We start from the raw sequence: 13,242 nt of genomic DNA, 5'->3' as shown, positions 1-13,242 counted from the left end.
CCTCCAACAGCCCGAACCTCTAGGGTAGAGTGGGGCCGTATTTGTTTTCATAGTAAGCGGCCAAAGATGTTCTTTGAGTGCCGAGAGGAGATTCGATTTCGATTTTTATGAATGTGTGTGTCGCAGCTAGTTGTAAAGATGTGTTGTTGGGAAGTAGCCAATCGCTGTAAGGGCCTGACTCGTCCGTTTTTTCTTTGGGTTGAGCGTAGATTCTAGCAACAGCATCCCTGTATCTCGAATAAACCGACCTTATGGAGGCGAATGCCATAGGAGATAATTCGAAAGGGAGTCTTGTTGTTAGCTGAACATTAATGCCAGAAATGACATTGGGTTTTCTTGCGTCTATTCTTATGGATCCAGTCTTTCTTCCGTTGCTGACTGGGGTGGTGAAGAATCGGCCATCGTCGGGGGCTCCGGTCCATCCGCATTGGTCTCGGAGCGTGTAGGCTTCTTGGAGGGTGATGGGCCAGGGGTGTTCGGCCCAGGTTCTGATGATGGATACTGCTTGGTCTGTGGCGTAGGCGTAGAATGGGAATCCCACTGAGTCGGTGAAGTCGAGTATGTGTTGCGGCATGGTCGTTGTCCTGACTCTCTGCTCGTGCGGGAGTGATTATAGTGCGTTGATGGCTTGCTGAAGGCTGTCGATTACCTGGGGTGTTAATGTGAAGGGTTGTTCTGCCGTGAGTGTGACGCCTGGAGCCTTAGTGTACAACACCTTGATGGTTAGTCTGGTGTGCCCGCTTTTGATATTCTCCCATATCGCCGGGTTGTTGTGAAAGTAGTTGGCGAAACGAGGGTCGGTCAACATGTGGTTTCGGGTGTAGGCTGGACTTCCTTGCAGTGACTGCCCTTCGAACTGGGTTGCAACGGGCTGCCTACTGAGCTCTGCCGAGACGCCCTTGTACTCACATACGACCATCTCATCTCCGTTAGGTGACAGTGCCATGCCATCGACCCATCCGCGAGGCGCGGTTCCGTTATTGACCGGAACGTTCTCGGAGAGGAACTCGTCGGGGATCTCATATCCCAGTCTCCTAAGGTATGTCTCCCCGCCCAACTCGCCGATACGAGTACTCGATCCATACCAGTTATTAAAAGCTTCGTGGCGTCGACGCGCTGCATCATACAGATTTTCGGTTAGTTCTGGGTCGTAACCTCCGTCCTCCAGCTTCTTAATCGTTCCCCGATACTCGTCTGCAAGATAGTTTTTCATACTGTGGTTCTTGGGCATCAGTCGTTTCAGGTCCTCCTCGGCTGCGTAGAAGGCTGCTCGGCGTTCCTCTCGGAGGCGGAAGAGTGCGGCGACCTCATCGTTCATCGCCCTCCATGCGGCGGTGCTCTCGGCCATTTCCCGGGCGGTGGTGCGGGCGACGGTGCGGCCTCCGGCTCCGAGTGCTGAACCGGGGATGAATGTCAGGGTGAAGTCGATCAGGTCCCAGGCCAGCTGTCCGGCGGTGACGTTGGCGAGGTAGGAGGACGTCGCAGCGCCCGGGTTGCGGATGAAGGAGGCCAGGCCGTGGCCGTGGGTCATGGTCCAGGAGGCGGCTCCGGTGACCGCCAGGGCCAAGGCCAGGCTCCATCCCGCGGTCATCAGCAGCATGGCGGCGGTGGCGATCATCAGGATCTGGCCGGCAGGGCCCAACTCGTCCCAGAAGGCGGCGAGAGCATCGAGCAGGCCCGCGAAGTAAGAGGGGGTGGAGGCGTCGTCGCCGTAGAACAGCTCGGGGCCGATGGTTCGCGCCATAGTGATGCCCTGCCACAGGCACCCCAATGCCACCAGACTGCTCATCGCCAGGGCCTCGACGGCGAAGCCCCACCGGGCTCCCGGCTCCAGGCCGGGGGTCGTGGCCGACATCGCCTGCCGGCGCACCCCCAGCACCCATGCGGCGGTGGTGTGTCCCTGGACCATTCGCTCGCCGCGGCTCAGGTCCCGCTGCCCATAGGCCCGGGCAATGAGCAGCAGGTCACTGAAGGAGAAGACTGCCAGCGCCGTCACCGCCTCGAGAGGAGCGCTCACCAGGGATGGGCCGCCCAGAGCCCCCAGCGCAGGGGGGCGAGGAACCTCCGGGCCGGTGATCCCCGGCCCGCCGGCCCTCAGACGTCTGCGGGCATCGACCAGCAGTCACAGCACCAGCAGGCACGCTGAGACGGGGATGGCCGAGCGCCCCTGGCCCAAGGCCTGCCACAGGTCGAGCATCCACTCCGGGAAGCCGTCATGGCCCTGTCCCGCCCAGGCCGCCGACGCCCACGACCTGGCCGAGGCGTTGTAAGCAGCATGATCCGACACCGCCAGCGTCAGCACTGCCGGCACCGGCGCCCACGCCACCAGACGCGCCGCTACCCACCTGGTGCGCCACAGTGCGATGCCCAGAGCGATCGCCGCGGCCAGCGTCATGGTCCACACCTGGTGCCCCGGAATCATCGGACCAGAGGCATCGGTGTGGTCGAGTATCTGGGTGGTCCAGCCTCCGGAGGACATGGTGAACTCCCCAGAGGTCCACGGATTGAGCGAGTAGCTCAACAGGTTCTCACCCAACGCCTGGGCTAGCGGCCCAGGCGGAATGAGGCGACGCGCCCCATCCTCGGCCACCGTGAACCCCGCACCCAGTGCGAATCCCAGCAGCACCCAGTCCACCGCCGCGAAGCGTCGTACCCGTCCTGGCGCCACCATCGCCGCAACCACCAGCGGCGCCAACTTGCCCGGCTCCTCGATGAACGCCGCCAAGGCTATCCCGGCACCATCATCGCTCACCTCCACGCCGGCCCACCCGGCCACCACCCGGGTCAGCAGTGCCACCACCACCGCCCAGGGCACACCCACCGAGAACATGAGGCTCATTGCGCGCCATGAGACCGTGCGCGTACGCCCCAGCAGCGCCATCACCATCAGGCATCCCAGCATCGCGGCCGCCGGCACCAGCGCCGCTAACAGCCCCGGAACCACCGCCAGAGCCGCCACCATCAGCACGAATGTAATGCGCTGACACACCCGCGTCAGACGGAGCAATACCCGCGCCAGGCCCTCATGACGCCTCAGCCATCCCTGATAGGCCCACAGCAACCGTTGCCATACCTCAGGCGGCACCTGTGCGGCCGACACCCCTTCCGACACGCCACCAGGCTCGGAAGAACCAACCACCGACCCGCTCCAGGAACCCACTGGACCCTCTTCACTCTGTCTCGAGCAGGCAAGCGCCCACCGGCACCACCAGGAACATCACAATCCTGTAACTCAACACATAAACTGTCACCTTGACAACCATCAACTACTTGATGGTATCTGTCTATGCTATAAGTTCGGCCTTGCCGATGACGTACGGGCTGTGAGATCGGGTGACGGCGCGTGGTTCGTGAGGTTGTGTCAGTTGCTGACCGGGCAGCCGATGTTGGCCGCGGTGCTGGTGCTGCTCAGTTCCACTCCTTGCTCGCCAGGTACTGCTCGGGAGCCGAAACCGATGCAGATGTGGACACCACTGGGCTGTTCCGTTCAGAGCCGGCGGCCTCCGGAGCGGCCAGGGGGCCGGCCAGGACCGGCATGGTCCTCGACGGCGCCTGGAGGTGGTGGTCGACGTCGTCGTCACGGGCTTTATGTCTACGGCAGGGGAGTGTCGCGAGGCGTCAATGGCCCGCGCCCAAGCCCCAGTTAGTAGCACCGGGCCCCGTGCAGTACCGGCGGGGCGGCATCAAGACCTCATCCGCCACACCTGGACCACCCACCGCTAGGACCAATGCCCCGCCCTCGAGCCCTCACCCAGCGACGACACGATCTCTAAGAGGTCGCGTCATCTGGTCCACTGGTCTTCGTTGGGGACACTCCACGCGTACGGGGACGTTCCCTTACCCACGGGGACATGCCGCTCGTACGGGGACAGGATTCCTGCACCCACTCACGTCGAATGCCTCCGTCCGTGCATGACGCCCTCGTGGATGAGGCAACGAGTCACCTATTGACGCAACCCTTTAGTCTTGAGGTGGGCCGGTTGGGCTCGTGACAGCCCCCGACTGAGGATGGGCCTCGGGCTCGGACGCAGGAGCCGGAGCGGAAACAGGCGGGGATGTCTCGCCCGAACCGTCCTCCGATTCATTGCCGGCGTCTTCATTGCCGGCGTCCAATGGGACCGCGTCGCGCAGCGCCGGCTGCAGAACCGCCGCCCCCAGCACGATCGGCAGATAGGGCGGCAGCACCGTCCACGGCCCCACGAACACGTTCTGCACCACGGTCAGTGCCGCGAAGAACAGCCAGGGCGTGGCCTTGAGCCGCCCCAGGTCACGCATCATCACCGCCAGCGCCATCCCGGCGATGAGCAGCAGCAGGAGCCCGCCCGGGAATGAGGCGGCCGCCCACATGTCCATGACTCCCGAGTGCAGCTCAATACGGCCACCGAACATGAAGTTCTCGACGTATCCGTTCTCCGGGTCGTATCCCAGGGCCGCCATACCGCGCTTGGCCACCCACAGGTCCTCGAAGCGAGGTTTGACGCCGGCGCCGTACCCCCAGGGGCGGTTGTAGAACAGCGCCCAGGAGGCGCCCAGCTCGGGACGAGCAGACAGGAGCAGCCCCGCAGAGCTCGACGACTGGGTGATGGTCCGGTTCTGAGCGTCCTCGCCCAGGGTCCCGGACTCCGAGGCCACGAGGACTCCGGCCATCGCCACCGCCCCCACGACCGCCAGGACGACGATCTGTGAGACGGCCAGTCGCCGTGGGGTGGGCGCATGCCACCGCACCCAGGTCGCCAGGGCCTGCCAGGCCACGGTGCCCAGGATGACAGCGAGGAAGGCCAGGGTGGAACGTGAGTCGGAGACCAGGAAGCCGGCGCTCAGGCCCAGCAGAGCGGCAATCTGTACCAGTCGGCGCCGGTTCGCCACCAGGCTGAGGACCATGATTGATACGGCCGCACCGATCCCGAACTTCCACGGGTTCGAGTTGGTCTGAAGCAACGGCAACGCGTCCAGGAGCATGCCGAAGCCGACCGCCAGAGCCGCACGCCGGATTCCCAGCCGGCGCGCCCCCCACACAAAGACGGCCACCGCGCAGGGCACCGCCAGCAGGCTCAGAGTGGTGGCCCGGCGGGCCCAGGCCTCGACGACGAAGCTGCTCTCGGCCAGCAGGGACATGATGAAGGCCGTTCCTGCCGCCAGGATGGACAGCACCAGCAGCAGGGAGAACCTGCGCGCGTTGCGTACTGCCGTCCAGGTGATGGGGATTGAGACGATCGCGACGCAGTCGCCGACGCTCAGCGCGGCTGCCAGCTCTCGGCGCACCCCGACGCAGACCAGGAGGGCGACGGCGATCGCCACCTCCAGCCTCCGCCGTCGGGGCCTGGGCCCAGGAGCCGTCTTGAGATCATCCTCCGGCAACGTCTGCTGCCCGTGGTGGGACGGAGCCGGCGACCAGGACTGGGGCACGGCCGCTCAGGAGTCTTTCCGAGAACGACGGCGCCCGATGATGAGCAGCGGGTCCTCAACCTTGTCCTGCGGGTTCTTCCGACTGAGGAAGTACAGCAGGATGGCCATCACCGCGCCGGCGGCCAGTCCGATGGCGGCCCCGATGAGTGCAGTGGACAGGGCCGACAGGCTGGAGGGCGACGTCGGGGTCGTGGGGGAGTCGACCACCTTGAGAGTCGCGGTCATGTTCCCCTGCTGCCCTGAGCTGGAAAGGTCGCGGGCCACCGAGTCCAAGGCGGTCAGCTCGGCCTCGGCGATCTTGTGAGCACGCTCGGGGTTGGTGCTGGCAGCGCGGACCTCAACCACGGTGGTACCGGTCTTGCTTGTCACTGCAACGGACTTGCGCAACTCCTCCTGACTGATCCCCGTGGTTCGGGAGACCTCCGAGAAGGTGCTCTCCGACGTCCCGATCTCCACCAGCGTCGGCATGATGGAGGTCAGGTAGTTGAAGGTGTTGGTGGGGTTGGCATCACTGTTCTCCACGTTCAGGTTCGCATTCGCGGTGGAGGTGTACACGGCCGGCGTCAGCAGGCCGAAGACGAGGCCGATGATGGTGCCCAGCACAACGTGCATGACCACAAGGACTGCGTTCTTGCGCAGCGCGATGATGAGGGTTTCCGGGTCCATGGGTTCCGTTTCGGTGATTGCGGGAGCAACAGAATAGCGTGCCCCTCAGAGTGTGGGCCGGGCCCGAGGAGTGAATCGCCTCGTTCCTGGGCACTTCTCAGCGGTCGCTAGGGCGCGATTGCTCGGGCTCGCAAGGCGGTCGGTTGGTGGAGAAGTGACGAACCTGACGAGAGGACGTCAAGGAGGCCGACGGGAGGTGACGCGAGCAACCGATCATGATGAGACATGGCCGGCGGTGTGGTCTGGCTCGCTCATGCTCTCGGGATCTCCAGGGCCGGACATCCGGTCCGAGGCCCCTGAGCCTCCCGAGCCCTCCGAGGACCCGGCGTGGAGTGTGGGTCTGGCCTTCATGCCGCGCAGGCCGTTCCAGGCGAGGTTGACCATGTGAGCGGCCACCTCCTCTTTACTCATCGAACGGTTCTCCAGCCACCACTGGGCCGGCATGGCCACGATGCCCACGAGCATTTGGGCGTACAGCGGTGCTGTGCGCGGGTCGAGGTCATGGGCCGCGAACTGCGAGGCGAGGATCCCGGAGACCTCGATGGCGACGTCGGCCAGCAGCGTGGAGTACGTGCCGGCGGCGCGGTCCGAGCCCGCCGAGAGGATGCGGAACCCGTCGGGAGAGTCCTCGATATAGGTCAGCAGGGCCAGGGCGGCCCTCTCAGCGATCCGTGAGGCTGAGCCGGACGTGCCCGGTCCGGTCGGGGCGACCGGACCCTCGGGGGGCACTGCCGGGACTGTGTCGGAGTCCGCGACGGGGGCTGTGGCCGGGTCAGTGATCGCCGAGGAGATCGCGGCCGAGATCGTGGTGATCTCCCGGTCGACGACGACGGCGTACAGACCCTCCTTGCCGCCGAAGTGCTCGTAGACCACTGGCTTGGACACCTGAGCGCGGGCCGCCACCTCCTCGACGCTGGTGGCATCGAAACCACGCTCGGCGAACAGCCCTCGGGCCACGACGATGAGCTGCTCGCGCCGTTCGCTGGCGCTCATACGGGTGCGCTTGGCTGCCATGGCGTCACTCCTTGCCGATCCGGTCGAGCTGGCTGATCCTACTGACCTGGCGGGCGGCTCGACGGCGCTCGGACCACCGGGCGATGCGTGCTGAGGTCCGGGCCCCGGTTCGGCGCGCCAGCCTATGGCTGGGGGCCTCGATGCAGCGCTGGAACAACCAGGTCAGCGGTGCCGAGACCAGCGGAGCCAGAACGAGAATCCACCACGGCGAGATCGACTGCGTCAGCAGTCGCAGCGAGACCACCACCGGCTCATGCACCAGGTAGAGGGAGAAGGACATGAGACCCAGGTACTGCACCACGCGCGAGCGCAGCAGACCGCGCAGCGCCCCGGCACGCACCACGAGGTGAACCAGGTAGGCCGCCGCCGCCAGGGTGACCGCGTTGGCGACGCGCTGGGCCAGGTGACTCTCCATCCCCGGCCACCAGGCCAGCGTGATGAGCAGCAGACAGACCAGGGCCTGCGCCGTCGCCCAGGGGCGGGGGCGCTCCGGGACCGGGGCGGGGTTGTGCCCCCAGGCCCAGCCCATGACCGCACCGACGGTGAAGACCGGCAGGTAGCTGCCCGAGCCGGGGCTGGCCGTGATGACCGGTACGGCCAGAGCGGCCGCCACGGGCAGCCAGGAGATCCGCCACTGGGCGCACAGGGCCACCCCGAGGATCATCAGGGGCAGCACGAAGGAGAAGATCGCCTCGGCGTGCAGGGACCACAGGACCGTGTTGCGGTAGGCGTGCTTGGGAATGAGCAGGTACTCCATGAGCATCTGGCGCGCACCGAGGCCGGTGGGGTGGGTGACCGTCATCCAGTGCCCCAGCGCCGGGTTCGCCGAGCGTGGCACGAGCAGCATCGCGATGACCGCGAAGGTGGTGGAGGCCGCCGCCGGCAGCCACAGTCGCACGAACCGCCGAGGGGCGTAGTCGACCCAGTCGAAGCGTCGCCCCTGGGCATGCCGACGGGCTACCGGGTAGGTCAGGGCCACACCGGACAGGACGAAGAAGATGAGGACGGCCTCGTGGCCGGCCCACAGCAGATGGAGCGGGCTCTGAGTGAGGATCCGGTTGAACGTCCCGGTGGGTAGCACGCCAGGACGGGCGCCGACCTCGGCCAGGGCCGGCACGGTCTCCAGAGCGTGGTGGATGAGCACGACGACGGCGGCCAGTCCGCGCAGGCCATCGAGCTCGACGAGACGTACCGCCGCCGGATTGCCGGAGGGGGGAGGGGCCGCCGCGGGGGCGGAGGGCGAACTGGACATGAGGCCATCCTGCCCTGCCGCCCCGGTTGACTGGGAAGTCCTATGAGTGTGGCGTCGATCCGCTTGTGCGAGCCGTGTCGAACCGCGTCGAAGGTGCCGAGTACGACCGGGACGTGAGAGACTGTCCCGGCGTCGCGTCCTCTGCCACCCGGCCGGGGCGGAGACGTCACGATCCGCCCTGGTGTAGCGGCAGCACGCAGGCCTTTGGAGCCTTGAGGCCCGGGTTCGAATCCTGGGGGCGGAGCGGCGTCACTATGAGGGCATCGGGGTTCCCTCGCTCTCGTGCCCACTGGCGGTCCTCCGGCCGCCTGCGGGCCGCGCGCCAGCCCGTCCATCCGTACCAGATCAGAAACCGTTGGAGTCCGTCCCCGTCTCCGTCCGGTCGCAAGCCGGATCTGTCGGGGGTCCGGGCACGAACCTGTGAGAAGAGGACACGTGACCCCCACCGCACCCGCTGCCGTCATCGTCATGGCCGCAGGCAAGGGAACTCGTATGCGATCGGTCACCCCCAAGGTCTTGCACCGGATCGGCGGTCGCAGCCTTGTGGACCACGCCGTCACCGCCGCCAGGGGGCTGGATCCCCGTCACCTCATCGTCGTCGTGCGCCACGAGCGCGACGCCGTCATCGCCCACCTCGCCGAGGTCGCCCCCGACGCCGTCCCCGCCGACCAGGACGAGGTCCCCGGCACCGGCCGGGCCGTCGCCTGCGGCCTGGCGGCACTGCCCGAGGACCTGACCGGAAGCGTCGTCGTCACCAGCGGTGACGTCCCCCTGCTGGACACCGCCACCCTTGAGGCGCTGGTCCGCCAGCACGCCGAGCGCGGTGACGCCGTCACCCTGCTGACCACCGAGCTGGAGGACCCCACCGGTTACGGGCGCGTGCTGCGCGCCTGCGCCCAGGACCCTCAGGCGGATCCGCTGAGCGTCGCGGCCGTCGTCGAGCAGCGTGACGCCTCCGAGACCCAGCGCGCCATCCGCGAGGTCAACGCCGGCGTCTACGTCTTCGACGTTGCCATGCTGCGAGACGCCCTCGCCCGGCTTGGGACCGACAACGACCAGGGCGAGGTCTATCTCACCGACGTCGTCGCCCTCGCTCACGGTCGGGGTCTGGCCACCTCGGCCCTCGTCGTCACCGACCACTGGCTCGTCGAGGGCTGCAACGACCGCGCCCAGCTCGCGGCGCTCGGCGCCGAGCTCAACCGCAGGGTCCTCACGGGCTGGATGGCGCAGGGCGTCGGCGTCGTCGACCCCTCCTCCACCTGGGTCGACATCGACGTCGAGCTGTCCCGCGACGTGGTCCTCGAGCAGGGGGTCCTGCTGCGCGGGCGCACCCGCCTGGGCGAGGGCACGCGCGTGGGTGCTTACAGCGTCCTGACCGACGTGTCGGTCCCCGCGGGCGCCGTCGTCGCCCCCTTCTCCCAGCTCGACGACGGCTCCGGCCGGGACCGGTGAGCCGCGCGGCCATCACCAGACCACCAGAACCCACCATCCACCAACCTGAGCCACAGGGCCTCAAGAGGGGACACAGTTCATGACGGGCATCATCACGAGCGGCGAGAAGCGGCTGGTCATTGTCTCGGGGCGCGCGCACCCCGAGCTCGCGGCGACGGTCGCCTCCGAGCTCGGTACGGAGGTCCTGTCCTCCACGGCCTACGACTTCGCCAACGGTGAGACCTACGTGCGCTTCAACGAGTCCGTGCGCGGCTGCGACGTTTTCGTCGTGCAGTCCCACGGCGACCGAGTCAACGACTGGCTCATGGAGCAGCTCATCATGGTCGACGCCCTCAAGCGCGCCTCCGCCAAGCGCATCAGCGTGGTGGCCCCGTTCTTCCCCTACGCCCGTCAGGACAAGAAGCACCTGGGCCGCGAGCCGATCTCCGCGCGACTGGTTGCGGACCTGTACAAGACCGCGGGCGCGGACCGCATCATGAGCGTCGACCTGCACACGAGCCAGGAGCAGGGCTTCTTCGACGGTCCCTGGGACCACTTGTGGGCCCAGCCCGTGCTCGTGGACTACATCAAGAACCGCGTCGACCCCTCCACGACGACGGTCGTCTCCCCGGACGCCGGGCGCATCCGGGTGGCCGAGCGCTGGTCGCACGCGCTGGGCGACACCCCCCTGGCCTTCGTGCACAAGACCCGTGACGTCACACGTCCCAACGAGTCGGTGGCCAACCGGGTGGTGGGTGACGTCAAGGGGCGTTCCTGTGTCCTCGTGGACGACATGATCGACACCGGCGGTACGATCGCCAAGGCGGTCCAGGTCCTCATGGACCAGGGCGCCAAGGACGTCATCGTCGCCGCTACGCATGGGGTGCTGTCGGGGCCCGCCGTCGAGCGGCTGTCGACCTGCGGCGCGCGTGAGGTCGTCGTCACAGACACCCTGCCGATCCCCGCCAGCAAGCGCTTCGGGCAGCTGACGATCCTACCCATCGCGCCCCTGCTCGCCCGGGCGATCCGGGCAGTCTTCGACGACGGCTCCGTGACCTCCCTGTTCGAGTCCGCCGGGGTGTGAGCGCACCTGGCGACGCATGAGCTCGACGTGCCGGGGCCCGCTGGGTCCCGGCACGCGCGTTGACGCGGGTGCGAGAGGGGCGTGACGGCCTCGTGCGCAGGCGGGACCGGTGCGGCACGGCACCGAAATGCGCGCATGATACTAGATCGTGACCGCGATCGGGTGTTTCACAGGTCACTCCTCGGGTTGTGCTGTGGGCAGGAATCCTCATGATTGCCGCGCTTGTGGGTGCGGGGCAGTCAATGCACCACTGTTTGTCCTTCCTGAGAGTCACCTGTACGCTCGCGTGCGGGTGTTTCTCATGGATTTTCGGACAACTCTCGCGAAATCTTAAGGTTTCACCCAGACTCCCCGCATCGCTCGGTCGTGTCCGACGCACTGACAGAGCTGAATATTCCTGTTCTCAACACTAGGAGAATCGATGAGATCGACTGTTCCTCCGGGGGTGAGTCCGGAACGCTCCAGGCGGGCGCGATGGGCCCTTCCCCTCCTCCTTCTCGCGATCCTCGGGCTCGTGATCCCGGGTCTGGTGGCCCCCGCCACCGCCTACGCGGCCGACGACCCGGGAATCAAGGTCGAGGTCAACAAGTTGGTCGCCACCGACAAGGAGGGTAACGGCGAGAGCGACACCCAGCTCATACAGTGGCAGCCAGTGAAGGTCGGAGGGACCTGGGACGCCTCGAGCCTGCCCGCCATCACGGCCGGAACGTCCTTCACCGTGGGGTTTCCCGAGGTCTTCACCTTCCGCGAGCCCCCGCGCACCGACCCCATGACGGTGCGGGACGAGGGCGGTGTCGAGCGGACCGTCGGTGAGTGCACGACGACCAACGCCGCGATGACCTGCACCTTCAACGAGGAGGCTGCGAACCTCTCGCGTGCGGGCTTCAAGAACTTCAAGGGCGGCTTCTCCCTCCTGCTGACCGTGGCCGCCGCCACCTCGCAGGGAACGGTCAAGTTCAATCTCAACGGTCAGCAGCGTGACGTCGACCTGCCTGGGCCCGCTGGTATCGCCGCCGAGCTCTACGGTCCCGCCCAGCTGACCAAGTGGACTCAGAACCCCGTCTCGATCGGTCAGACCACCAACACCTGGGCCGTCTTCTTCGGCACGGACTACATGCGCGACAACGTCAAGCCCGCCGGGACGATCAAGACGGACGGCTCTGTCTCGACCCTCGTCTTCCACGAGGTCCTCGCCCCCGGTCAGGAGTTCGACTGGTCGCGTCCGGGCGAGGCCTACGTCGGCTTCCACCGCAGCGCCGCCAACAACGAGCTCTTCGACACCCTGTGGAGCATGAACGGCGCCGTCAAGCACCCCGACTGGAACGTCGAGATCATCAACAACGCCGCCAACGACATCACGATTAAGATCACGGGCCCGTTCCCGGCGGCGACCAACATGATCGCCTACCTCCCGGTGAAGTTCGCCGAGCCCGCCAAGCCCGGTGTCAAGTACAGCAACACGGTGTCCGCCGAGGGCCTGGAGTCCAGCAGCACGGTGAGCGCCTATTACGTCGACGCCGTCGAGATCACCGTGACCATGGAGCCGGGTTACGGCACTTTCAAGGTGAACAAGCTCGTCGAGGGCTCGGGTGCCGCCCTGCTCGACAAGGACGTGCAGTTCCCGGTCCGCGTGGACTTCACGCTGCCCGCGCACTACAACACCTACAACCCCGTGTGGCAGCCGCCGGCCGGCTTCACGATCGACCCCGACGGCCTCAGCGGCCACGGCTCGATCATGATCGCCCCGGGTAAGACGACCTACTTCGACCCCCAGGTCACGCTGCCCACGGGCACCAAGGTGACTCTCTCGGAGGACCCGAGCGCTGCCCAGCCGGCCGCTCCTCGCACCATCCAGTGGGGCGAGCCCGCCATTAGCAACAACAGTTTCGTCATCGGCGACCAGCAGGTCACGAACGTACAGATCACGAACTCAGCGACCTATGTCGCGCCTCCGGCGGTGTCGGTGGGTGACTACGTCTGGGAGGACGTCAACAAGGATGGTCTGCAGGACGATGCTGACAAGCCGATCGAGGGTGTGACTCTGACGATCTCGCGCTCTGACGGTGGGACTGTGAACAACGCTGACGGTTCGGCTCGTGCTGAGCTGACGACGAAGACCGACGCTGCTGGCAAGTACGTGTTCGACAACCTCCAGGTCCTGCCCGCGAACACCCACTATGTGGTGACCGCGACGGCTCCTGAGGGTTTTGAGGCCACTAAGGACGGCGCTGGTGAGCGTGACAAGGACTCTTCCGCTCGGGCCGGTAAGGCTGAGTCGGTGGACCTGACCACGGATGGTGCCTCGGACATGACGCTGGACTTCGGCTTCGTGCGTCCGGCGGTGTCGGTGGGTGACTACGTCTGGGAGGACGTCAACAAGGATGGTCTG

The 13,242-nt window shown here is 66.3% G+C and carries 10 protein-coding genes and 1 tRNA gene; 4 read left to right on the top strand and 7 right to left on the bottom strand.

The features are described from left to right. Nucleotides 1-19: 19 nt before the first annotated feature. From RWR81_RS10075 to RWR81_RS10045, 7 genes are all read right to left on the bottom strand, one after another. Entirely contained in the window at nucleotides 20-574 is a 555-nt protein-coding gene (locus tag RWR81_RS10075) for a DUF6301 family protein (RefSeq protein ID WP_314457401.1), read from the bottom strand. A gap of 36 nt (nucleotides 575-610) precedes the next feature. After that, entirely contained in the window at nucleotides 611-2,017 is a 1,407-nt protein-coding gene (locus RWR81_RS10070; protein ID WP_314457399.1) for a hypothetical protein, read from the bottom strand. A gap of 105 nt (nucleotides 2,018-2,122) precedes the next feature. Next, nucleotides 2,123-2,962, bottom strand: coding sequence for a hypothetical protein (locus tag RWR81_RS10065; RefSeq protein ID WP_314457397.1), 840 nt, complete (start codon nucleotides 2,960-2,962; stop codon nucleotides 2,123-2,125). 998 nt (nucleotides 2,963-3,960) lie between these two features. After that, nucleotides 3,961-5,298 carry a hypothetical protein gene (locus tag RWR81_RS10060; protein WP_314457395.1) on the bottom strand — a complete coding sequence of 446 codons (1,338 nt, stop codon included), beginning with the start codon at nucleotides 5,296-5,298 and terminating at the stop codon, nucleotides 3,961-3,963. A 114-nt stretch (nucleotides 5,299-5,412) separates the two neighbouring features. Continuing rightward, a complete protein-coding gene (locus RWR81_RS10055; protein WP_314457393.1) occupies nucleotides 5,413-6,072 on the bottom strand; it encodes a chain-length determining protein in 660 nt (219 codons plus the stop codon). A gap of 213 nt (nucleotides 6,073-6,285) precedes the next feature. Then, on the bottom strand, nucleotides 6,286-7,086 hold the full coding sequence (locus RWR81_RS10050) for a TetR/AcrR family transcriptional regulator (RefSeq protein WP_314457391.1): 801 nt from the start codon (nucleotides 7,084-7,086) through the stop codon (nucleotides 6,286-6,288). Nucleotides 7,087-7,090: 4 nt separating this feature from the next. Beyond that, the gene (locus RWR81_RS10045) at nucleotides 7,091-8,338 is read right to left on the bottom strand and encodes an acyltransferase (RefSeq protein ID WP_314457388.1); all 1,248 of its coding nucleotides are present in this window, start codon (nucleotides 8,336-8,338) and stop codon (nucleotides 7,091-7,093) included. Between the two features lie 172 nt (nucleotides 8,339-8,510). On the opposite strand from RWR81_RS10045, the gene RWR81_RS10040 reads away from it, so the two are divergent. The 4 genes from RWR81_RS10040 to RWR81_RS10025 all read left to right on the top strand — a co-directional run. After that, nucleotides 8,511-8,582, top strand: a tRNA-Gln gene (locus tag RWR81_RS10040). 191 nt (nucleotides 8,583-8,773) lie between these two features. Further along, complete coding sequence (locus RWR81_RS10035) at nucleotides 8,774-9,790, top strand: NTP transferase domain-containing protein (RefSeq protein ID WP_314457387.1); 1,017 nt, start codon at nucleotides 8,774-8,776, stop codon at nucleotides 9,788-9,790. Nucleotides 9,791-9,869: 79 nt separating this feature from the next. Beyond that, nucleotides 9,870-10,853, top strand: a complete 984-nt coding sequence (locus RWR81_RS10030) for a ribose-phosphate diphosphokinase (protein ID WP_314457386.1) — start codon at nucleotides 9,870-9,872, stop codon at nucleotides 10,851-10,853. 514 nt (nucleotides 10,854-11,367) lie between these two features. Beyond that, the coding region (locus tag RWR81_RS10025; protein ID WP_314457385.1) for an SdrD B-like domain-containing protein at nucleotides 11,368-13,242 on the top strand (1,875 nt) is incomplete at its 3' end.

This window comes from uncultured Actinomyces sp. (assembly GCF_963526355.1).
Lineage (GTDB): Bacteria > Actinomycetota > Actinomycetes > Actinomycetales > Actinomycetaceae > Actinomyces.
Note: the sequence above shows the minus strand (reverse complement) of the source record. Positions and strands in the feature narration are given on the sequence as shown.

Bases quoted from the DNA above. Each gene is read 5' to 3' on its own strand.
- RWR81_RS10045 (WP_314457388.1), bottom strand. From the start codon at position 8,338: ATGTCCAGTTCGCCCTCCGCCCCCGCGGCGGCCCCTCCCCCCTCCGGC.
- RWR81_RS10030 (WP_314457386.1), top strand. From the start codon at position 9,870: ATGACGGGCATCATCACGAGCGGCGAGAAGCGGCTGGTCATTGTCTCG.
- RWR81_RS10065 (WP_314457397.1), bottom strand. From the start codon at position 2,962: ATGGTGGCGGCTCTGGCGGTGGTTCCGGGGCTGTTAGCGGCGCTGGTG.
- RWR81_RS10055 (WP_314457393.1), bottom strand. From the start codon at position 6,072: ATGGACCCGGAAACCCTCATCATCGCGCTGCGCAAGAACGCAGTCCTT.
- RWR81_RS10075 (WP_314457401.1), bottom strand. From the start codon at position 574: ATGCCGCAACACATACTCGACTTCACCGACTCAGTGGGATTCCCATTC.
- RWR81_RS10050 (WP_314457391.1), bottom strand. From the start codon at position 7,086: ATGGCAGCCAAGCGCACCCGTATGAGCGCCAGCGAACGGCGCGAGCAG.